The organism is Phaeobacter porticola (assembly GCF_001888185.1).
Classification (GTDB): Bacteria; Pseudomonadota; Alphaproteobacteria; order Rhodobacterales; family Rhodobacteraceae; genus Phaeobacter; species Phaeobacter porticola.
Window position 1 is genome coordinate 1171894 of record NZ_CP016364.1, and the last position, 22179, is coordinate 1194072.

17 protein-coding genes, 1 tRNA gene and 1 pseudogene are annotated in these 22179 nt (G+C 59.4%); 10 read left to right on the forward strand and 9 right to left on the reverse strand.

The window, feature by feature from the left end:
* Positions 1-95: 95 nt before the first annotated feature.
* A complete protein-coding gene (locus PhaeoP97_RS05740; RefSeq protein WP_072504262.1) occupies positions 96-533 on the reverse strand; it encodes an Lrp/AsnC family transcriptional regulator in 438 nt (145 codons plus the stop codon).
* Between the two features lie 110 nt (positions 534-643).
* Here PhaeoP97_RS05740 and PhaeoP97_RS05745 point away from each other — a divergent pair, with 110 nt between their 5' ends.
* The 4 genes from PhaeoP97_RS05745 (at position 644) to PhaeoP97_RS05760 (ending at position 6058) form a co-directional block, all read left to right on the forward strand.
* A complete protein-coding gene (locus PhaeoP97_RS05745) occupies positions 644-1795 on the forward strand; it encodes a type III PLP-dependent enzyme (RefSeq protein ID WP_072504263.1) in 1152 nt (383 codons plus the stop codon).
* A 122-nt stretch (positions 1796-1917) separates the two neighbouring features.
* Entirely contained in the window at positions 1918-4203 is a 2286-nt protein-coding gene (locus PhaeoP97_RS05750) for a xanthine dehydrogenase family protein molybdopterin-binding subunit (RefSeq protein WP_072504264.1), read from the forward strand.
* A 3-nt stretch (positions 4204-4206) separates the two neighbouring features.
* Positions 4207-5397 (forward strand): DUF2235 domain-containing protein, encoded by a 1191-nt coding sequence (locus PhaeoP97_RS05755; RefSeq protein ID WP_072504265.1) that lies wholly within the window; start codon positions 4207-4209, stop codon positions 5395-5397.
* Positions 5398-5515: 118 nt separating this feature from the next.
* Positions 5516-6058: a GNAT family N-acetyltransferase gene (locus tag PhaeoP97_RS05760; protein ID WP_072504266.1), complete on the forward strand. Its 543-nt coding sequence runs from the start codon at positions 5516-5518 to the stop codon at positions 6056-6058.
* A 52-nt stretch (positions 6059-6110) separates the two neighbouring features.
* Here PhaeoP97_RS05760 and PhaeoP97_RS05765 read toward each other — a convergent pair whose 3' ends face one another.
* Together PhaeoP97_RS05765 and metF are read right to left on the reverse strand one after the other, a co-directional pair.
* Positions 6111-6638: a PaaI family thioesterase gene (locus PhaeoP97_RS05765; protein ID WP_072504267.1), complete on the reverse strand. Its 528-nt coding sequence runs from the start codon at positions 6636-6638 to the stop codon at positions 6111-6113.
* A gap of 140 nt (positions 6639-6778) precedes the next feature.
* Positions 6779-7648 (reverse strand): methylenetetrahydrofolate reductase [NAD(P)H], encoded by an 870-nt coding sequence (metF, locus tag PhaeoP97_RS05770; RefSeq protein ID WP_072504268.1) that lies wholly within the window; start codon positions 7646-7648, stop codon positions 6779-6781.
* Positions 7649-7742: 94 nt separating this feature from the next.
* Here metF and PhaeoP97_RS05775 point away from each other — a divergent pair, with 94 nt between their 5' ends.
* On the forward strand, positions 7743-8648 hold the full coding sequence (locus PhaeoP97_RS05775; RefSeq protein ID WP_072504269.1) for a LysR family transcriptional regulator: 906 nt from the start codon (positions 7743-7745) through the stop codon (positions 8646-8648).
* Positions 8649-8849: 201 nt separating this feature from the next.
* Positions 8850-9635 (forward strand): inositol monophosphatase family protein, encoded by a 786-nt coding sequence (locus PhaeoP97_RS05780; RefSeq protein ID WP_072504270.1) that lies wholly within the window; start codon positions 8850-8852, stop codon positions 9633-9635.
* Positions 9636-9731: 96 nt separating this feature from the next.
* On the opposite strand, the gene PhaeoP97_RS05785 is transcribed toward PhaeoP97_RS05780, so the two are convergent.
* The 3 genes from PhaeoP97_RS05785 to putA form a co-directional block, all read right to left on the reverse strand.
* The gene (locus tag PhaeoP97_RS05785; RefSeq protein WP_072504271.1) at positions 9732-10145 is read right to left on the reverse strand and encodes a GFA family protein; all 414 of its coding nucleotides are present in this window, start codon (positions 10143-10145) and stop codon (positions 9732-9734) included.
* 43 nt (positions 10146-10188) lie between these two features.
* On the reverse strand, positions 10189-10965 hold the full coding sequence (locus PhaeoP97_RS05790) for a rhomboid family intramembrane serine protease (RefSeq protein WP_072504272.1): 777 nt from the start codon (positions 10963-10965) through the stop codon (positions 10189-10191).
* Positions 10966-11051: 86 nt separating this feature from the next.
* Complete coding sequence (putA, locus tag PhaeoP97_RS05795; RefSeq protein WP_072506323.1) at positions 11052-14495, reverse strand: bifunctional proline dehydrogenase/L-glutamate gamma-semialdehyde dehydrogenase PutA; 3444 nt, start codon at positions 14493-14495, stop codon at positions 11052-11054.
* Positions 14496-14663: 168 nt separating this feature from the next.
* Here putA and PhaeoP97_RS05800 point away from each other — a divergent pair, with 168 nt between their 5' ends.
* From PhaeoP97_RS05800 to PhaeoP97_RS05810, 3 genes are all read left to right on the forward strand, one after another.
* Positions 14664-15137, forward strand: a complete 474-nt coding sequence (locus PhaeoP97_RS05800) for an Lrp/AsnC family transcriptional regulator (protein ID WP_014879695.1) — start codon at positions 14664-14666, stop codon at positions 15135-15137.
* 69 nt (positions 15138-15206) lie between these two features.
* On the forward strand, positions 15207-15839 hold the full coding sequence (locus PhaeoP97_RS05805; RefSeq protein WP_072506324.1) for a tetratricopeptide repeat protein: 633 nt from the start codon (positions 15207-15209) through the stop codon (positions 15837-15839).
* 256 nt (positions 15840-16095) lie between these two features.
* Positions 16096-16181: transfer RNA gene (locus PhaeoP97_RS05810), tRNA-Leu, on the forward strand.
* Between the two features lie 402 nt (positions 16182-16583).
* Here the strand turns inward: PhaeoP97_RS05810 and PhaeoP97_RS05815 are convergent.
* The 3 genes and pseudogenes from PhaeoP97_RS05815 to PhaeoP97_RS05825 form a co-directional block, all read right to left on the reverse strand.
* Positions 16584-17305: pseudogene (locus tag PhaeoP97_RS05815) on the reverse strand (IS5 family transposase).
* Positions 17302-17550 carry a hypothetical protein gene (locus PhaeoP97_RS05820; RefSeq protein ID WP_192849683.1) on the reverse strand — a complete coding sequence of 83 codons (249 nt, stop codon included), beginning with the start codon at positions 17548-17550 and terminating at the stop codon, positions 17302-17304. Before PhaeoP97_RS05820 ends, PhaeoP97_RS05815 begins: the two are co-directional and overlap by 4 nt.
* Before the next feature lie 254 nt (positions 17551-17804).
* Positions 17805-20333, reverse strand: coding sequence for an ATP-binding protein (locus PhaeoP97_RS05825; protein ID WP_072504273.1), 2529 nt, complete (start codon positions 20331-20333; stop codon positions 17805-17807).
* A gap of 459 nt (positions 20334-20792) precedes the next feature.
* Between PhaeoP97_RS05825 and PhaeoP97_RS05830 the strand changes: the two genes are divergently transcribed.
* Positions 20793-22163 carry a methyl-accepting chemotaxis protein gene (locus tag PhaeoP97_RS05830; protein ID WP_072504274.1) on the forward strand — a complete coding sequence of 457 codons (1371 nt, stop codon included), beginning with the start codon at positions 20793-20795 and terminating at the stop codon, positions 22161-22163.
* Positions 22164-22179: the final 16 nt, after the last annotated feature.

The following is a 22179-nucleotide window of genomic DNA, read 5'->3' on the forward strand; positions in this document are numbered from 1 at the left end:
TTGATGCGGATACCGCAGGGGTGGCCGGGCGCACGAGTCTTTGCGACACGAGTATTGCAGCAGGCGTATCAGATGGTCAGTTACTCGCGGGCAGTCTACTGGCCGGTGCGGTCAAATTTGGTGGCCAGATGGATCAGGCTCTCGGAGGAACGCACGCCGCGTGCCTCGCCGATGCGATCAATCGTCTCGTCCAGTTCGGTGGTGGTCTGCGCCACCACCTGTGCCAGCAGATCAAATCGTCCCGAAGTGGTATGCACCACCTCAACCCCAGGCAATCCGCGCAGCCGGGCCAGGACTTCCGGGCCAGAGCGCGGTTCAATCGAGATCAGCACAGTCGCCTGCAGGGGCGGGCGCGCCTGCGCCGAGGTGCGCAGCGTGTAGCCGCTGATCACGCCGGAGCTTTCCAATCGTTCAATCCGCGCCTGAACCGTGGTGCGCGCAAGGCCCAGACGCCGCGCCAGATCGGCCACCGGGCGGCGGGCGTTTTCCCGCAGGAGCGTCAGGAGGTTTTGGTCAGTTTCGTCGGTTTGCATATGTGGCCTGCGATATGACGTTATTTTTCGTCACTATAGGCAAAGTGACGAGCGAAATCGACGACGTTTTGGCGGAAACTGGGAAAAACATCCAATTAAGGCCGATATCCATGCAGCAGATCCCACCTCTCTGGCTTTCCCCTGAAACCCATTTGGCGCGCAGTACACCGGATCATCCGATCCTGTATTTTTCGCCGCGGGTGCTGCATGACGTGGCCAACCGGTTTCAGCGCGGTTTTCCGGGGCTGGTGACCTACGCGGTGAAGGCCAACCCGCATCCGGCGGTGCTGTCCAATCTGGTGGCGGCAGGCATTACCGGATTTGACGTGGCCTCGCCTGCGGAGATGGACGCGGTGCGTGCCGCCAGCCCGGACGCGGTAATGCATTACAACAACCCGGTACGCTCGGAGGTGGAGATTGCGGCGGGCATCGCCCATGGTGTGGCCAGCTGGTCGGTGGATGAACCAAGCGAGCTGGACAAGCTCGCGGATGTGCCTAAGAGCTGCGAAATCGCGGTACGCTTTGCCCTGCCGGTGGCGGGCGCGGCCTATGATTTTGGCAGCAAGTTCGGGGCAGAGCCGGACATGGCGATAGAGCTGCTGAAGCGGGTGGCGGCGGAGGGCTGGACGCCTGCGCTGTGTTTCCACCCCGGAACCCAATGTGAGGATGAAAGCGCCTGGGTTGAATATGTCCATGCTGCCAAGCGGATTATTGATGCCGCAGGGGTGAAGATTGCACGGCTGAACGTCGGCGGTGGCTTTGCGGCGAACCGTGATGGTGTGGCGCCGGATCTGGAGAAGGTTTTTGCTGCGATCTGGGTTGCGGTGGATGCGGCCTTTGGCGACGACAAGCCAGGGCTGATCTGCGAGCCGGGGCGCGCCATGGTCTCGGAGAGCTTTACGCTGGCGGCGCGGATCAAGGGGATACGCAAGGCCGGTGAGGTGGTGTTCCTCAATGACGGGATCTATGGCGGTCTGGTGGATATCCGCGACATGGGCCTGCCGGGGCGGGTCGAAGTGGTCGCCGCTGATGGCACCCGCCGGGGGGCAGACGCCCAGCCGCGCGTGGTTTTTGGCCCCACCTGTGACAGTCTGGACCGGCTGCCGGATGGGCTGCCGCTGCCACGCGATACGCAGATTGGTGACTATGTGCTGTTCCCCGGTCTTGGCGCCTATTCCTCGGCCATGAGCACGCAGTTCAACGGCTATGGTCTGTCTGACGTGGCGACGGTGATCGAGCTGTCTGGACAAGCGCGCCCTTAAGGCTACTGTCGCGTCTGACGGGATCAATTGGCGCGGCGCGCAGGGCATGTACCTGTGCGCCGCGTTTTTGTGTTTGCCATGGGCAAAACGGGTCCGGCATATCAGTGAGGGCAGGGGCAGACATGGATAAATTCGGCAAAAGCCAACCGGTGCGGCGGGTTGAGGATATACGGTTCCTGACCGGGCAGGGGCGCTATCTGGAAGATGCCGCCCCGGTTGACGCGTTGCGGGCCTGGGTCCTGCGCAGTCCGGTCGCTCATGGTACCATTACCCATCTGGATCTTGAGATGGCGCGCGAGGCTGAGGGTGTGCAATCCATTCTGACGCTGGCCGATCTGGAGGCCGCTGGCATCAATGTGGGCATGGATGGCGCGGTGGTGGACAACCGAGATGGCAGCAAAGCCGCTGCGCCGGAACGCCCGATGTTGGTCCGCGACCGCGTGCGCTTCGTGGGGGAACCAATCGCAGTGGTGATCGCGGAGACGCTGGAGCAGGCCCGCGATGCGGGGGAGATGATCGAACTGGATATCGACGATCTGCCGGCCAAGGTGGATCTGGCAGCGGGTGGTGAGCAGCTGCACGCCGAGGCGCCGGACAACCGGGCCTTTGACTGGGGCATGGGCGATGAGGCGGCAACCGAGGCGGCCTTTGCTTCGGCGGCACATCGCGTGGCGCTGCAGGTTGAGGACAACCGGATCATCGTCAACACGATGGAGCCGCGCGGCTGTTTTGCCACTTGGGCCGAGGAGCGTTTGCAGTTCACCTATGGCGGGCAGGGTGTCTGGGCGATGAAAAAACAGCTCAGCGACAAGCTGGGGTTGGCATCCGAGGCCGTGCATGTCACCACGCCGGATGTGGGCGGCGGCTTTGGCATGAAGGCGATGCCGTACCCAGAGTATTTCGCCGTGGCCCATGCTGCGCGTCTGCTAGGTCGGCCGGTGTTCTGGATGTCGGACCGCAGCGAGGCGATGCTCAGCGACAATGCCGGGCGGGATCTGACCTCGCTGGCCGAGCTGGCCTTTGACGCGGATCTGCGCATCACCGGCTACCGGGTCCACAGCCACTGCAACCTTGGGGCTTATAACTCGCATTTTGGCCAGCCGGTGCAGACGCAGCTGTTCAGCCGGGTGCTGGCGGGGGTCTATGATATCGACACCACTTGGCTACGGGTGGAGGGGATCTACACCAACACCGCGCAGGTTGATGCCTATCGCGGGGCAGGGCGTCCTGAGGCGATTTATGTGCTGGAGCGGGTGATGGATCATGCCGCGCGCGAGCTGGGGGTTGACCCCTGGGAGCTGCGGCGACGCAATTTTATCCGCGCGGATCAGTTCCCGTACAAAACCGCAACGGACGAGACCTATGATGTGGGCGATTTCCACCACCTGCTGGCGGGCACAGAAGAGGCCGCGGATCTTGCTGGCTTCGCCCAGCGCAAGGCCGCTGATGCGTTGCGGGGAAATTTACGGGGCGTTGGCCTGTGTTACTATATCGAAAGTATTTTGGGTGATCCTTCAGAAAGCGCGGAAGTCGCCTTTGAAGAGGAGGGTCGGGTGAGCATCTATGTTGGAACGCAGAGCAACGGTCAGGGCCATGAAACGGTCTATGCACAGTTCCTTGCGGACCAGACGGGCATCCCTGCCGCCGATATCACTGTGGTGCAGGGCGACAGTGACCGGATTGCCCAGGGCGGCGGCACCGGCGGATCGCGATCTGTGACCACTCAGGCCAATGCCACGCTGGCGGCAGTTGATGTGATGATCGAGGCTTTCACTCCCTTTTTGGCAGAGCAACTGGGCGTTGAGCCTGCCTCTGTCACCTTTGATGGCGAGCAGTTCAGCACGCCGGGCAGCAATCAGCGGCCAACGCTTGTAGAGGTTGCTGAGATGGCCCGTGCGCAAGGGCGTCACGAGCTGCTGCGTCACACGGCACGGGCCAAGCTGCCGGGGCGGTCGTTTCCAAACGGTGCCCATGTTGCCGAGATCGTGATCGACCCTGAAACCGGCGTCAGCCATGTGGATCGCTACACGGTGATTGATGATTTCGGCAATTTGATCAACCCGCTGCTGGCCGAAGGTCAGGTACATGGCGGTGTGGTGCAGGGGCTGGGGCAGGCCCTGCTGGAGCGGGTGGTTTATGATGCCGATGGGCAACTGCTCACAGCATCGTTTATGGACTACGCCTTGCCGCGTGCGGCGGATGTGCCGATGATTGACGTAGGCTTTGCGCCGGTGCCATCGACCCAGAACCCGATGGGGATGAAGGGCTGCGGCGAGGCGGGCACAGTGGGCGCCTTGGCAGCTGTTGCCAATGCGGTTCAGGACGCGGTCTGGGAGCGGGGCGTGCGGCAGGTTGAGATGCCGTATACCCCCTTGAGACTATGGAACGCAATAAGGGAGACCGGTTGAGGTATGTCACTGACGCAGCTGAGCAAACGGATCCTGGGATGGCTTGGGCGGCCTTTGCGCTCAGAGCATTCTGCCGAATCCAAGCTGCGCGGGCCACAGGCCCATGTGATCATCCTGGATGGCACAATGTCGACGCTGGAGCCGGGGCATGAAACCCATGCCGGCATGGTTTATCGGCTATGCCGGGAGGTCGGCCCGCAAGTCTCTGTCTTCTACGAGGCCGGTGTGCAATGGCAAAGCTGGCGCAAGACTGCGGACGTGATGATCGGGCGCGGCATCAACCGTCAGATCCGGCGGGCCTATGGTTATCTGGCCTCGCGCTACCGTCCGGGGGACCGGATCTATCTGATAGGCTATTCGCGGGGCGCTTATGCAGTGCGTTCCCTTGCGGGCGTCATTGATGAGGTGGGGTTGCTGACGGCCGAACACGCAACCGTGCGCAATATTCGCACCGCTTATCGCCACTATCAATGCGGCGCGGCTTCTGCCAGCGGGCCACGGGATGTGGCGGCGTTATCCGTGACGCCAACTGGCGAGGGTGTCGGGGCGGAGCGGGACAACAGCACAAGTCCCCAGGCGGCTGCGCAGACCGGCGGAGCTGTCGCCTCGGCCTTTAGTGAGCGCTATTGCCACCCTGCGGTCGACATCGAAATGGTTGGTGTCTGGGATACGGTCAAGGCGCTGGGCCTGCGCCTGCCACTGTTGTGGCGCTGGGCAGAGCGGCGACATGGGTTTCACAACCACCAGCTTGGCAAACATGTGAAAAATGGCTTTCACGCCCTGGCGTTGGATGAAACGCGACGGGCCTTTGCACCTGTGTTGTGGGAATGTCCGAATGGACATGACGGTAAGGTGGAACAGGTCTGGTTTCGTGGCAGCCATGGCGATGTTGGCGGGCAGCTGGGCGGTTTCGAAGACGCGCGGGCTTTGTCCAATGTCTCTCTGGTCTGGATGCTGGAGCGGGCTGAGGACACGGGCCTGCCACTGCCGCGCGACTGGCGAATGCGGTTTCCGGTTGATCCCAGCGCGCCCTCGGTTGGAACCTGGCGGGGGTGGGGCAAGATCTTTCTGTTGCGCGGGAAACGCAGGGTAGGTCTGGACAGCAGCGAGCGGCTGCACAGCAGTGTGGGGGTCAGTATCACGGATAAGCGTCTGGCGCATTGGCAGTCTCAGCTATCTAAAATGGCGCGTTGATACGGTGTAGCGGGCGAGGTGCCTGGTTGCATCGGAGTCGAGCAGCCTCTGCGCAGGCCTCGCAATAATTAGTTACCACGGGCTTTTGTTCCAGTATTTCGTCGCCTAGGCTGACCCTATGTTACAGGATAAAGAAGATTCATCTGCCAAGGTTGCAGGCGGGCTGTCGCCACTGTTTCGGTCGCTCAACCCACAGAGCGATCTTGATCTCGTGGAGGCATTTTATCGGGATGCGCCGGATTACTGGATGCTGGTCGAGGGGGTCGCACCAGGGCGGGCCAAAGCCGACAGTTTTTTCACAGACGGGCCACCCGGATGTGATCCTGCCAAGTCCTACAGGTTAGGGATGTTTGTCTCCGGGAGACTGTCTGGACTTGCAGAACTGTCTTTTGGGTTTCCCGAACCGGCGGATGCGTATCTTGGATTGATGGTGCTGGGGCCATGGGCAAGAGGGGCTGGCTCTGGCGTGCACTTTCTGGCCCATGTGGAAGCACTGGCACGGGGCCGGGGCGCGTCAGAGATTTTTCTTGCAGTGGTCGAAGCCAATCCAAAGGGACGGGCATTCTGGGAGCGGGAAGGTTTTGCCGCGACCGGCCTTAGTGGCGAAATGCGGGTTGGTCTACGCGAACAGCGCCTGCACCGATTGGTCAAGCGGCTCTGATTTCGCAGCGTGGATGTGCGAGCGTGGTTTTGTAGGCGCTGGGCTGGATAGATCAGGTTGGCGCGATGCGCATAATAATGCAGGTGGTGGAGCCGGTGGCATAAAGTTTGCCATCCTGGATGCCGCGCAATTCACCATGGGCGATCCCGGTGGAACGCCCCACATGATCGGTGAGGCCTATACACTCAATTTCAGTTCCAAGCGGTATAGGGCGGAGGATATTCACCTTGAATTCCAACGTGGTATAAATGGCCCCTTTCGGTACGCGGGTCATCACAGCGCAGGCCATGGCGCTGTCCAGTAGCGTTCCGTACCAACCACCATGGACTGTGCCCATTGGGTTGGTGACGGTAAATTCAGGTGTGCCGCGAAAAATGACTGTGCCTGGCTCCACGCTGTGCAGGTGATAGCCGAGGGTCTCGCCGATGGGCGGGCCGGGCAGGCGACCGTCCAGAATGCTCTGCATGAACTCCAGCCCAGAGATCTGCGTGATTTCCTCAGGTCGCAAAAGATCCTGTGGACCGGCGGCGCGGCGCGGACGTGCGGGCGAGGTCGGGGCGTGCGAAATGGGTGAAGACATGCGGCCATCCTGATATTGCGATACATTGCGACACGGCCAAAACAGTGTTCTTGAATTGGGCGCGACGACAAACGCCCCCGCCAAAAACAGCAGGGGCGACAGGATCAGAGGCTAGGAGCGGGCAGGTCGCAGAGCAAGCGCTACGCCACGTTCTCCAGTGCGACTTTTGGTGTGATGCCTAGGGCAAAGCAGACATCGCGGGTCAGCTCGGGGCGGTTCAGCGTGTAGAAATGCAGCTTTTCGACGCCGTTTTCCATCAAGTCAGAGCAGAGTTCGGTGCAGATTGCAGTCGCTAGCAGATCCTCGCGCCCATCCCGTATGGCCTTTTCAAAGGCGTCTTCGACCCAGGCGGGGATGGTGGTGCCGCAGCGTTTGGCAAAATTGCGCGCGCCTTTCCAATTCTCAATCGGCAGGATGCCGGGGGTGATGCGACTGGTGTCGATCCCGGCCTTGGCGCAATCATCGCGGAACCGAAAAAACGTGTCTGCTTCAAAGAAAAACTGGGTCAGCGCTTCATCCGCGCCGGCGTCCAGTTTGCGTTTCAGCCAGTCTACATCCGCACGGGCGCTGGTGGCTTCGGGGTGGCGGTCGGGGTAGGCGCCGACACGGATGGAGAATTGATCGCGTTCTGCCAGTGCCGCAATCAGCGCAACCGAATTGGCGTAGCCGTCGGGGTGCGGTTCAAAGCCAGCGGCCCCTTTGGGCGGATCACCTCGTAGTGCGACGATTTCGCTGACGCCTGCTTCGGCGAATTGATCGGCGATCTCCATGGTTTCGGATTTGGTGGCATTTACACAGGTCAGATGCGCCGCCACATTCAACCCGGAAGATTTGTGCAGCGTTGCAACCGCTTCGCGGGTCAGATCACGGGTGGTGCCGCCTGCACCATAGGTGACAGAGACAAACCGCGGGTCCAGTGGAGCCAGCGTTTGTACGGTGTCCCAGAGCCGAAATGAGGCCTCCAGAGACTGCGGGGGGAAGAATTCAAAAGAGATGTCAGGGGTCGTCATTTAAAAGCGCTCCGCATGATTTCATCTCTTGTTGCATAGCCTGCATTGTGAAACAATTTCATAATACTCAAGAACAACATGAGCGATATGGTAGATGCACATCGAATTCCGACACTTGCGTACGATAAAGGCCATTCACCAGGAAGGCGGGTTGGCGCGGGCGGCGGATCAGCTGAATATCACCCAGAGCGCACTCAGTCATCAGATCAAGGGGCTGGAGGATCAGGCGGGTGTGGAGCTGTTCCTACGCCGTTCAAAACCAATGAAACTGTCGGCGGCGGGGTTGCGGCTGTTGCGGCTGGCCGACCAGGTGTTGCCGCAGGTGGAAGCGATGCAGGCGGAGTTTTCGGCGCTGCGCGATGGCAATACCGGGCGGATGTATATCGCGATTGAGTGTCACGCCTGTTTTGAATGGCTGTTCCCGGTGCTGGAGGGCTTGCGCAAGAACTGGGCCGATGTGGATGTGGATATTCGCCCCGGCCTGGCCTTTGACGCGTTGCCTGCGCTGCAAAAGGAAGAGGTCGATTTGGTGATTTCCTCGGACCCGGAGGTGTTGTCGGGGATCGAATTTATTGAGCTTTTTGATTACAAACCCGTCTTTGTCGCCTCGGCACTGCATCCGCTGGCGGAGAAGCCTCATATTGAGGCGGATGATTTTCGCGGCCAGACGCTGATCACCTATCCGGTTGAGAAGGCGCGACTGGATATCTTTAGCCAGCTGCTGACACCTGCGGGGGTCGAACCTGCCTCTATCCGACAGGTGGAGTTGACGGCGGTGATCCTGCTGTTGGTCGCGTCCAATCGGGGAGTTTCGGTGCTGCCCGACTGGGTGGTGCGGGAGGTCAAATATTCCTCAGACTATGTGACGCGGCCGCTGACCTCAAAAGGGATCACCCGCAGGCTATATGCGGCGATCCGCAGCGAGGATCGTGAAAAACCCTATATGCAAGAGCTGATCCGCCTGGCGAAGGTCGAGGCGCGTCGACTGCAAAAGCAATGATGATTTCACCGACCTCAGGCGCCAACTGAGGCGAAAGATCCAAGCGATTGCGGGAGTGGTCCCACCCATGCGTGCCGGGCATAGCTCTCATGTGTCTGGGGTGCAGGCCTAAGCCCCTATTGGCCCTTGGCAAGCGGCAATCAGGCGCGTATAGGCACGGTTTGACCGACATCTCCCCTCTCTTGCTCAGGAGTCATTCGCATGATTGGCAGCGCAAACCTCAACATCATGATCAAAGCTGCCCGCAAGGCGGGGCGGTCGCTGGTCAAGGATTTTCGCGAAGTTGAAAACCTTCAGGTGTCGAGAAAGGGGGCAGGCGATTTTGTTTCCAAGGCCGATATCGCAGCCGAAAAAATTCTGAAAGAAGAACTGATGGGCGCCCGCCCGACCTACGGCTGGCTGGCCGAAGAAGGGGGTGAGGACGAGGGCGCGGATCCGACCCGCCGCTGGATCGTCGATCCGCTGGACGGCACTACCAACTTTTTGCACGGCTTGCCACATTGGGCGATTTCAATCGCGCTGGAGCACAAAGGCAAAGTTGTGGCTGGCGTTGTCTATGATGCTGCCAAGGATGAGATGTTTTTTGCCGAAAAAGGTGCTGGTGCCTGGATGAACGACACCCGGATCCGTGTGTCCGGTCGTCACCGCATGATTGAATCGATCTTTGCCACGGGTCTGCCCTTTGCCGGTCGCTCGGACCTGCCCGAGACGCTGAAGGATCTGGCACGTCTGATGCCCGCTTGTGCCGGTGTACGCCGCTGGGGCGCTGCCTCGCTGGACCTGGCTTATGTAGCGGCTGGCCGCTACGAAGGCTATTGGGAACGCCGTCTGAACACTTGGGATCTGGCGGCGGGCGTGATCATCGTGCAAGAGGCTGGCGGGTTGATCGAAGCGGTGAACCCTGAGGATGATATCCTGACATCGGGCGATGTGCTTTGCGCCAACGAGTCGATCTACGAGACCTTTGCCAAGGTGATCCGGGACTGATTTTAGCCCAGAGAACAAGTTTTGAAACGCGGCCCTAGGGCCGCGTTTTTTATGGGTGATTGGTATTTGTGCCGGAGCAGTGCTGCCCGTGGGCCGTTACGTGTCGGCCGGGTGGTTCACCCCATTGTGCCACGGGATCTCGCCGTAGATGTCGGCGTGATTGCTGGGGTTTCCCCCGTTGATACAACCCAGATTGATGCCGCATTCCGCCGGATCAGAGCGGCGCTGGTGATAGATATAGATGCCGCAGGTCTTGCAGAAATAATGTTTCGCTGTGTGGCTGCCCCAAGTGTAAAGGCTGAGGTTTTCCGCCCCCTTGAGGATGTTCAGGCTATCGGTGCGGGCGGTCACCGCAGCCGCCCCCCTGCGGATACAGAAGGAACAATTGCAGCGGCTGGCTGATGCAAGTCCACGGGGCAATTCTGCTGTGATCTCAACCGCGCCGCAGTGGCATTTAGCGTGACAGGGGGTTGGACCGTCGATGGGGGGCATGGGGGCGGGAGGTGTCATCGTGCTTGGCCTTTGTTCTGGCGTCATGTTGTGCAGGCTGAGGTCATTTGCCCCAGGGGCTGTTGCGTCTGTTGTGGTGGATTGGTTTGCGCACCACGCGGGGGATGCGGCTGGTGGAATAGTTTGTTTCAGGATGCGGCGGCAGGCCATGGGTCTTGCCCCAATAGGCAGGACCGCCCCGTCGCAGCCAGAGCGGGATCGTCAGCACCAGTCCGACACCAAAGCCGCCTGCGTGGGCCCAATAGGCGACACCGCCTGCCTGTGGGTCTGAGCCGATGCCGCCCAGGAATTGCATCCCCAGCCAGACACCGAGCATGACAAAGGCCGGGATCGAGAAGACGCGGAAATAGATAATGAGGATCAACAGGATATCAACGCGGGCACGCGGAAAGAGCAGCAGATAGCCACCCATCACACCCGCAATGGCCCCGGACGCGCCGACCAGTGGCACCAGTGAATAGGGCGCGCTGGCCACATGGATCAGCCCGGCGCCGATGCCGGAGACTAGGTAGAAGGCAATAAACGGGACATGGCCCATCTCATCCTCCATGTTGTCGCCAAAGATCCATAGAAACAGCATATTGCCGCCGAGGTGCATCCAGCTGCCATGCAGGAAAGTGGACGTCAGCAGCGTCTTCAAGTCGTAGCCTGATGTCACCTCCGCCGGGAGCAAGGCGTAGGCATTGTAAAGCGCGGTCAGGCGGCGCGGGCTATCGTAACCAAAGTAAGTCAGCGCAAAGATCGCGACATTCGCGCAGATCAGCGCATAGGTGACATAAGGCGTGCGCCCCGACGGGTTGTGGTCACGAATTGGAAACATGGTGGAACGCTGGGCCGAATGTGGCCCAGCGTCAAGAGGTTACCCGCGCGTCTCCTGTGCGGGCGTCATCCAGACCGGCGTGCGGATTAGCCCATGCCACCAAGCAGCGCTGCGTTGCCGCCCGCGGCAGTGGTGTCCACGCAGACATGCCGCTCGGCCTGGACGCGGGCCTTGTCGGGCAAGCCAGGGATCAGCGGCAGTATCGGGCCATTGCGGCGCGCCAGCCAGCTTTCAATCTCGCGCGCAGTGGTCTCGTCTCCCCACCAGATCACGCCGGATGTGCCTTCCATGGTCAGCAGTTGACGCATGTCCAGCGGGCCTGTTGCTTCAATCGCGGTGCCGCCAAGGGCGTGAACCGCACGGGCCTGTGCCACAACAGCCTGCGGTCCCGGCCCAAGGCACAGGAGCGGCGGACGCGCGAGCTGCGACAGGCGGTTGGATTCACCGGTAGGGCCGGGCAGGCTGGTGGTGATCTCCTGCATAGGCTGGCCGGTTGGTGCGGAAAGCATGGTCATAGCAGGGGCATCCGAAGGCCAGCTGTCCTCGCTTTTCTGCCGGTCGGGCGCGCAAAAGCGCATCATGTAGAAGGGGCCGCCGGCCTTCGGGCCAGTACCGGAGAGGCCTTCGCCGCCGAAGGGCTGGCTGCCGACAATCGCGCCGATCTGGTTGCGGTTCACATAGAGGTTGCCCGCGTGGATCCGGTCGCAGATGTATTGCACACGGTCATCAATCCGGGTGTGCAGGCCAAAGGTCAGCCCATACCCGGTGGCGTTGATATCTCTGATGATCTGGTCCAGATCCTGCGATTTGAAGCGCACCACGTGCAGAACCGGGCCAAAGATCTCCTGTTCCAGCGCCTGAATGCCGGTGATTTCGATCAGGGTTGGCGCCACGAAGGTGCCGCCTTGCGGGGCGGTCATTTCCTTCAGTATGCGACCCTCTGCACGGGCGGCGTCGATATGGGCCAGAATACCAGCGCGGGCGGTCTCGTCGATCACGGGGCCGCTGTCGGTGGACAGGTTCCAGGGATCGCCAAGGTGTAGCGCATCCATCGCGCCTTTGAGCATTTTCAGTACATTGTCGGCGATGTCTTCCTGAAGATACAGGCAGCGCAGGGCCGAGCAGCGCTGACCTGCGGATTGAAAGGCGCTTTCGATTATGGACTGCACAGCCTGTTCGGGCAGGGCGGTGCTGTCCACGATCATCGCGTTCAGCCCGCCGGTCTCGGCAATCAGCGGCGCGCCGGGGCGAAGATGCTCTGCCATAGCGGCGCGGATCTTGAGCGCGGTGGCCGTGGAGCCGGTAAAGGCCACGCCGCCGACACGTGCGTCAGAGGTGACGGCGCCGCCAACAGCGCCGGCCCCCGGCAGCAGTTGTAGCGCTCTGCGCGGGACGCCCGCCTCATGCAACAGCGAGATGGCACGGTGAGCAATCAACGGTGTCTGTTCGGCGGGTTTGGCCAGAACCGCATTGCCGACGGCCAGAGCCGCAGCAATCTGGCCAGAGAAAATCGCCAGGGGAAAGTTCCATGGTGAAATACATGTAAAGACGCCGACCGGCGGCTCTGCCGAGATACGGGCGGCGTAGTAGCGCAGGAAATCCACCGCTTCGCGCAGTTCGGCCACGCAATCGGGCAGAGTTTTGCCCGCCTCGCGGGTCAGCAGCGCGAACAGCTCGCCATAGTTGGCCTCATAGAGGTCGGCGGCGCGGTTCAGCACCTCGGCGCGGGTTTCAGCACTGGCGTTCCAAGGAGTTGCGGCGCTGAGAGCGGTCTCAATCTCGGCTTGACCAGCGGTCTGCACGCGGCCCACGGTGGTCAGGTCGGCAGGGTTGCGCACCGGCTCATCTGTGGTTGTCGCCGTCTCGGGCGCCTTGGCCAACAGCGGCTCTGCAGCCCAGCTGTGGCTCTTCCAAGGCGCGCGGGCGGCATCGATGGCCGCGAGCGTCGGGGCGTGGCCCAGATCAAACCCCATCGAATTGGGCCGCTCGGGCTGGAACAGGTCAGGCCCCTTGCGCAGGTTTGCGGTCAGATCCTCGACCTGAGCGAAAGGATCGGCCGCGACCAGCTCAGGTGGGACATTTTCATCCACGATCTGGTTCACAAAAGAGCTGTTGGCGCCATTTTCCAACAGGCGGCGCACCAAATAGGCCAGCAGATCGCGATGGGCACCAACCGGTGCATAGATGCGGCAGTGGGTCTGGTTCTGCTCTAGCACCATATTGTGCAGGGTCTCGCCCATGCCGTGCAGCCGCTGAAATTCATAGGCTCCCTTGTCCGTATCCTTGGCCATATGCAGGATTGCCGAGACTGTGTGGGCGTTGTGGGTGGCGAACTGCGGGTAGATCCGGTCGGTCATCGACAGGAGTTTGCGGGCGTTGGCGATGTAGGACACATCGGTCAGGGATTTATGGGTGAATACCGGAAAGCCATCAACGCCTTCAACCTGTGCGCGCTTCACCTCGGTATCCCAATAGGCGCCTTTCACCAGACGCACCATCAGGCGGCGGTCATAGCGGTTGGCCATGTCATACAGCGCATCCAGCGCCGCGCCGGTGCGCGGACCATAGGCCTGCACCACGACGCCAAACCCGTCCCAGCCTGCGAGAGCGGGATCGGAGATCACTTCCTCGATCACCTCAAGCGACAGCGACAGACGATCCGCTTCCTCGGCATCGACGTTCAGCCCCATGCCGGCCGCTTTGGCCAGAAGGGCCAGCGCTTGCAGACGGGGGACCAATTGCTCCATGACGCTGGTTTCCTGCGCCAGTTCATAGCGCGGATGTAGCGCCGAGAGTTTTACCGAAATTCCTGGGTTCTGGCGAATATCCGCGCTGTTGCAAGCCGCCGCAATGGCCGAAATCGCCCGCGAATAGGCCAGATGATAGCGGGCGGCGTCTGCTTCTGTGCGGGCGGCCTCTCCCAGCATGTCGTAGGAATAGGTATAACCCTTGGCCTCCATGCCGGCGGCGCGTTTCATGGCGCCTTCAATGGTTTCGCCCAGCACGAACTGGCGGCCCATTTCCTTCATCGCGCGGCTGACAGCGGTGCGGATCACCGGCTCACCCAGACGTTTCATGGCGCCGCGCAGGGCAGAGACGGGGCTGCGTTTTTCGTCAAGCACTTTGCCGGTCAGCATCAAGGCCCAGGTCGAGGCATTGACCAAAGAGGAGGTGGATTTGCCCAGATGCTTGCCCCATTCCGACGGCGCGATTTTATCTTCGATCAGCGCATCAATCGTTTCGGCATCCGGCACCCGCAGCAGCGCCTCTGCGAGACACATCAGCGCGACGCCTTCATCGGTGGAGAGGCCATATTCCGCAAGGAAGACCTCCATCAGGCCGGGCGAGGAATGGCCGCGGATATCCCGGACAAGCGCGGCGGCATTGGCGCTGATGGTGCTGCGGTCTGTCGCGTCCAGATTGGCAAGCGCGAACAGCTGGTCCCGCATCTGGGTCTGATCAACATAGGTGCCTGCATCAATGTGATAGCGCAGGGCGTCGCTGTGCGCCGGAGTCGGCGCAGAAGGCATCGCGGGCTTGGTCTGGGATTGGGGCGCGGTCATGTTGGGAACTCTCTGAAAGAACCATGGGCGATGCCCAGGTTGGTCGTTTCACGCATGATATCGTGAATCGATTGGGACAAACGGCCAAAAATATGGGATATGAAGTGCAACGGGCCAAAAACAGGCGGATTTTCGATGCAAATGGACTTTCCGGGAATGGATCGATTCGATCAGGCGATTCTGGCCGCCTTGGGCGAGGACGGGCGCATGTCGATCGCGGATCTGGCGCGGCGCATTGGGCTTTCGAAGACGCCGACTCAGGCGCGGCTGCGGCGGCTTGAGGCAGAGGGCATCATCACCGGCTATCGCGCTTTGATCGATCCGATCCGGTTGGGGCTGGATCATGTAGCGTTTGTCGAGGTGAAACTGACCGATACACGCGAGGCAGCACTGGCGAAATTCAACGCGGCCCTTGCGCGGGTGCCCGAGATCGAACAGGCCCATCTGATGGCCTCGCATTTTGACTATCTGCTGAAGGTGCGGACGCGATCCATGTCGGCCTATCGCGCGGTGCTGGGCGAGAAGATATCGGCGCTGCCGCATGTGGCGTCGACCTCTACCTATGTGGCGATGCAGGCGGTGATTGAGGACAGCGCGGTGCTGCCGTGATTGGTATGTCGGGCGGATGCGCGCGAAATCGTGACTTGTCCGGTGGGAGTTTTGCGCCAAGATTGGACGATGCGACAGTTCTGGATTGCCCCGTTTCTTGGTCTTTGTTTCGCTGCGGCTGCGTCCCTCGCTCAGGCAGAGGGGGCAGGGCAGGCGCCGTCACACGCTGACAGTGCAAGCTGCCCGACGGCGCCGGATCATCAGGGCGCGGTAGACCAGCTGATCGGCCGTGTGCAGGCCGCCCCGGATGAATCGTCAGCGCAGCAGATCTCCAATCAGTTCTGGCAATATTGGGCGGATGCCCCGAACGCTGAGGCGCAGGCCTTGCTGGATCGTGGGATGACCCGGCGCTCGGCTTTTGATTTTCTGGGGGCGTTGGAGGCTTTTGATCGGCTGGTCGCCTACTGCCCGGATTATGCCGAGGGCTACAATCAGCGCGCCTTTGTCCACTATTTGCGGCGGGATTTTGCGGCGGCCCTGATGGATCTGGACCGCGCACTGGACCTGTCGCCACGCCATGTCGCAGCCCTGAGCGGTCGGGCGTTGTCACTATATGGGTTGTCGCGTCTGGGTGAGGCGCGCGAAGCATTGGATCAGGCCCTGTCGCTGAACCCCTGGTTGCCGGAACGGCATCTGGTGGCGCCGGGTGGACCGCTGGCACCGGAAGATGCGGATGCCGCCATGCCGGAGGTTGAGCTGTAGGCCTTAGCGCGGCGGCGCCCGGAAAAATTCACCAAACAGATCAGATAGCCCATTGTACCGCTGGAGCGTCCTAGGTAGGTCTGTGATGGCAGCGGGTTTCGCCTGCTGTGCGGACGTGGTGGAATGGTAGACACCGGAGACCTAAAATACTTGAGTATGTGCGGTAAAATGCATACGGAACAAGGCGTTGCGACTAAGAGACTGTTTTCAGGCCCGATATAGGCCCGAAACTGAAAATTGAAGAACAACGCCAGATGCGGGCGTGATGGAATGGTAGACATACCAGACTTAAAATCTGTTGGGCGAATGCCCGTGGGGGTTCGAGTCCCCCCGCCCGCACCAAATTATTGATTTATATCAGTGGCTTGTTTTGATTTGCTTTTGTCAGCATCATTGCAAATAAATGGCAGTACGCTAAGAGCTATATAGTTTTTCCAAGGGGGTAGTTCATGACGCTAGATGTTCGAGGTAGTCTCAAAAACACAAAGTTGAGAAAAAACCCTTACGTCGTGTTTGAGGAGCTACTTTCCAACGCAATCGACTCATTTCTCATTCGGAGAGATAGCAGTACGGCAGTACAAATCTCGAAGTCACATTCGCTGTAGAGTTCTGGTCTTCTGATCTTTCAGGAGATGAAATCGATCTCAAAGTGACCTGTTCGGACAATGGATGTGGTTTGGGGGAAGAACAGGCTTTGTTGCGCAAATCCGTTGATGGGCAGGCTTACCCTTTCCCCGGACGGACTTATCCTACGGGCTCTGTGACTGGTATGCCCAGAGCGGTGTAGCGATTGAGCGCGGCGACGCGGATTTGGACTTCCGCGACTTGTCTGTCAAAGTCGCGTGCCATGAGTGACTGGCCAAGAAGTTTCACACAGTTCGTCTTGCTCTCGACACGGCTTCTGCGGTGGTATCCGCTCCATCGCCACCACAGGGCGCGAGCCAGGTCTCGCGACGCGTTGACCGCTTCTTCCGGGCAGCGGCCCCGGCGCTTGTGGGCTTTCAGAGTTTGGCGTTCTTGCGGGGCGGAATGACGGCGCCGGCACCACGGGCAGCAATCGCGTCGGGGCATTTGCGCGTGTCATAGGCTCCGTCGGCGGTCACTGATCCGCTGTCCTGATCAGACGGCATTTGCGCGAGCAGTTCCGGCAGCATCGGCGCATCACCAACATTACTGGTGGTGACCTCGGCCGCCCGAACTTCCAGCGTTACTTTGTCGATCCCCATGGGTGTCTTACGCCAAATCCGGCATTTGGCGCAGCGGCAGCCCGAACAACATCTTCAAGGTCAGGCAGGTCTGGATCGCAGCGTCGCTGAATTGCTGTTGTCGGGCCCGCTTGCCGGTCGGCAGCGGCACCCAGACCATCTCGGGATCAAACCAATCGAAAGTGATCCGCGCCGCTTCAGCGCTTCATTGTAAGTCGACCAGTTCCTGGTCTTGTATTTCGTAGGGGCCCAACTGCTCATGCTGTTTCAGCTATCACACTGGATTCACGCAGTGAATCCCTCAGCCGATTTGTGCAAAAAGGCCCCAAGGTGGTGATGATCATCGAAATCGGTGCGACCTCTTCAGCAATCTCCAGAAAATGTTGGTCGCGGTGCCGCTTCAAAAGCTGAACTGCCCGCCGCAGGATCCCTTTCACGGATTGCCGGATCGGAAAGGGCTCGACCGAGGCAGAGCCTTTCTGCATCTCGATAATCGACTGGGTCATCCGCGGCACCATTTCGGCACGCTTGTCGAAGAGAGCGCGGTAGGCGCGCGGGTTTGGGCTGGAAGCGGGCGTTTGCTAGAACAGTGTGGCGATCGGCTCGATCAGCTCTGGCCCATCGTCGTCGCGCCCAAAGTGGGCGGCCTTGTGCGTTCTCGTTCGGTTGCTCCAAGTTCAACCCAGTTGTTGCTCTTTTTGCATTCAACGGTGCCTGATAACCATGGCTGGATTTGATCATCTGCAAGGATATTGGCCGATCAGCTGTTGGTGCCGTCTTTGGACTGGTTCAACGGTGCTGCGCGCTCGGCCTGAACCGATGCGATGGTTTCAAACAGCAGTGGCTTGCGGATCGGTTTTTGCAGGAAGCGGTCCATTCCGGCATCCAGACAGGCGCGCCGGTCGCTTTCAAAGGCGTTTGCGGTTAATGCAATGATCGCCGGTTGCGCCATATCGCTTGCGCGGATCTCACGGGTTGCTGACAGGCCGTCGACCTCTGGCATGGACATGTCCATCAGGATGATGCTGGGCTGATGGTCGCGGCACATATCAACAGCTTCACGGCCATTTTCGGCTTCGATCACCTTTAATTGTGTCGCGGCAAGATATTTGCGGATCAACAAGCGATTGGTGCGATTGTCGTCGGCCAGAAGCAGTAGGCCCGGACCGGGCTCTCGCCGGGGGACGTCAGAGGTCAGCTCTGTCGGGGCAATATGCTTAGTGACGGCTGCTGACAGCCTGACTTCGAGCCGGAAACAGGCCCCGTCCCCAACGGTCGATTGCAGGCTGATACCTCCGCCCATACGCTGTGCGAGAATGTTGGAAATCGTCAGACCAAGGCCGGTACCACCGAAGTGCCGCGTCGTCGCAGCGTCGGCCTGCGAAAACCGTTCAAACACATGCTTCGCTTGATCCTCGGATATGCCAATGCCAGTATCCACGACATCGATGAACAGATGGTACGGGTTCTTAGGATCGCAGGTCACATGCAGGGCGATATTGCCGCTATGCGTAAATTTTACTGCGTTGCTGAGTAGATTTACCAGAATCTGGCGCAGCCGGCCGTCATCGCCGTGGACCTGCTCGGGAAGGTCAGAGGTGTAGGTCTGGGTAAAGGCGAGCCCTTTTTCGCGCAGTTTGGGACGCAACACATCGACAGCGCCATCAATGCATTTACGCAAGTTGAAGTCGATTGCGCTGATCTCCATCTTGCCTGCCTCCAGCCGTGAAAGGTCAAGAATATCATTGATGATCTTCAATAGCGCGACAGAGGATTCACGGATCGTTTCAATGCATTGATCCTGCTCATCGGATAGATTGGTTCCCGCCAGAATGTCGGACATGCCGATGATGCCATTCATCGGCGTACGGATCTCATGACTCATATTGGCGAGAAATTCTGATTTGGCCCGGTCGGCCTTCTCCGCAGCCTGTTTGGCATGGGTGAGCTGGGTATTGCGCTGGGTCAATTGATGGTTGGCGCGCTTCAGTTCGTTGTTGAGCTGCACATCGCGGGTCACGTCCCATTCAACGCCGATCATCCGGGTGTGGCCGCGGTCGTCACGAAAGGCGCAGCCCATGGCGCGGATGTTCTTGCGGGTGCCATTCTTCAGCTCAATGCTGAAATCGACCGCATGGTGCGTGGCGCGGGTCAGTGCGTTCTGGAAACCGTCGACCACACGGTCCAGATCTTTGCGGTCGAGAAAGGAACGCCAGACGTCAATGGGGACCTTTCGCGCGCTGACGGGATCGCCGTACAGCTCGCGCATCCTGTCATCCCAGATTGCGCTATCGGAGGTGTCATCAATCTCCCAGATGCCGATCTTGGAGGTCTCTACTGCCATTTCGAGACGGCGAGAGAGAGCCTCAAGCTCGCGCTCACGTCGTTTGAGGGTTTGGATCATCGAACGTCGCGCCGCAGAAAGCCGCCCGGCAAGCGCAGTGGGGAACAAGGTGAATGCTCCGGCCAATAAAACGGCAATCCGCAGTTGCCATTTGTTATTGGCATGCGCCGGCCAGCCGTCGCGGGGACGGGCAGCCATCTGCCAGGTTCCGACGGGCAGAACGATGTCCATCAGCACCGGGTCGTTCTGCAATATCTCTGGGTCACCGTAGAACTGTTCGCCCATAGCCCCCTTGCCGTCCTTACCGACCAGGGCCACGTCGATCATCAGGCTTGGGTCGGTCAGCCCACCCTGTGAATAGACTGAATCCACATCGATCACCGCTGAAAGGATGCCCCAGAAAGATTTGTTTCCGGGCGGCCCGATAAATATCGGAAAGCGGCTGATCATACCTTGGCCGCCCTGCAGGAGGTCCACCGGTCCGGCAAGGACAAGTTCACCCGTGTCGCGCGCGCGCAGGGCAGCTGCACTTTGAGCCGCGTTCTTGCGGTAATCAAGCCCGACGGCGGCTTCGTTGCCTTCAATAGGATACATCAGTCGAATAACCAGGTCGGGCGCGGCTGCGATATTGCGCAGGTTTGCCTCGTCACCAAGCAGTTGTGCTGCGAGCTCGGCAAACCGAGGTTGGGACATATTCGGCTCAGTAGACAGCACAGCCTGCAATCCGCGGACCAGCTGGATATTGGCCGACAGATTGCCCTCGATCCGCGCGCGGATCAGCCCTGCCTCATATTGCACATCTGCGCGCAGCTTCTGGTCATAGATCGTATCGTTCTGCGTTTCGGCATAAATACCGGCTGCGACGATTACCACGAGGGCCACCAAAGTTGGCAGATATGTTCGGTTGTTCAGTGACTGAACCCAGGCTTTAGGCCGGAAACTCATGAGAAATACACCAGTGATTGTCGTTCTGCTGTGACTACACAGTCATTCCTGTCGCAAAACTATTCAACCAGTATTAACGATGCAGGATATTTTTCACTTTTGGCGACTGTTTCTTATGAGAGCTCGCTTATAGAGGTATTGATTCTAGTGAGCGATGCGGCGCTAGCAGGGGTTAACTTTAAAATACATGAAGCCCTTGGCGGTACGAGTTAATATTAGTTTCTGCTTAAGGGTGATTTCAGATTTATCTTCATGCAGCGTTAAGGAGGTTCTTCGGGAGGGTGGTTAGAGATGTTCGAGTACTATATAACTGAAATTGTTAGATAAATTCATACTCCATAAGTTGAATGTTCGAATTCCTATAGATACGCATTGGAGCTAATTCCCGAGTTAATATTTAAGCAAGAAAGCTTCTGTATTGATTTTCACAATAACTTTCAATGTGTGTAGAGGGTAAAGATGTTCTTCAAACGTGATGCAAAGAAACAGCAAGCGGCGACTGTATTGCAGCAATCGATCATTGATATGATTGATCGAACTCAGGCCATGATTCAGTTTGAACCGGACGGAACTATTCTTGAAGCCAATGCAAATTTTCTGGGCGCTATTGGCTATCAGATGGCTGAGATCGAGGGCAAGCATCACTCGATGTTTGTTGATCCCGACTACGCCCGAAGCGAGGCCTATAAGACTTTTTGGGATGACCTTGCCGCCGGGAAGTTCTTTACAGACCAGTTTCCGCGGGTTTCCAAGGCAGGTGAGACGATTTGGATCCAGGCGACCTACGCGCCGGTACTGGACAGCGAAGGCAACACCATTCGGGTGATCAAATTGGCAACCGACATTACCACACGTCAGAACTGCGTTGAAGATATTTCCAAAGGCTTGGACGCGCTGAGCCAAGGCGATCTCAGCTATCGTGTCCCCCTCTCAGAACTGCCGGATTTACGCGTGCTTTGTGAGGCGTTCAACACCGCGCAGGACACGCTGAACACCGCCGTAGAGACCGTAAAATCGGTGGCCGATGCCGTTGGCAGCACAGCGTCCGAGATCAGCCAGTCGTCAAGCGAGTTATCGCATCGTACCGAAACCCAGGCCGCGACACTGGAAGAGACCGCAGCCGCCATCGAAGAGCTGACGTCGACAGTGCGTTCTGCGGCCGATGGTGCGCGTGAGGTCGAAGAGATCGTCAGCAATGCCCGCACCACTGCAGAAGAAAGCGGGGAGGTGGTGAGCAACGCGGTAAAGGCAATGTCCCAGATCGAGGAATCTTCGGGCAAGATCTCGCAGATTATTTCTGTTATTGATGACATTGCGTTTCAGACCAATCTGTTGGCCCTGAACGCCGGGGTCGAGGCCGCAAGAGCGGGCGAAGCTGGGCGCGGATTTGCGGTTGTGGCTTCTGAGGTCCGTGCACTGGCGCAGCGGTCTTCGGATGCTGCTGGCGAGATCAAACTGCTCATTACGGAAAGTTCGCAATATGTTGGCAATGGCGTGACGCTGGTGAGCCGGGCAGGTGATGAACTGCAAAAGATTATTGGTAGCGTCAGCACCATATCCGGACATGTAAGTCAGATCGCTACTGGGGCTGCTGAACAGTCGGTTACCCTTGTGGAAATCAACACCGGTGTCAGCCAGCTTGACCAGGTGACGCAGCACAACGCAGCCATGGTGGAAGAGGCGACAGCCGCCAGCCAGACTCTGTCTAATGACGCCCAGGAACTGACCCGCCAAATTTCGATCTTCAAAACTGGATCAGGGGCCCAGAATGTCGTCTCCTTTGGCGGCGGGGCAGGGGCACAGGACTATGGCGTGCGTGCCTCTGGTTAAGGCATAAGGGGGCTGT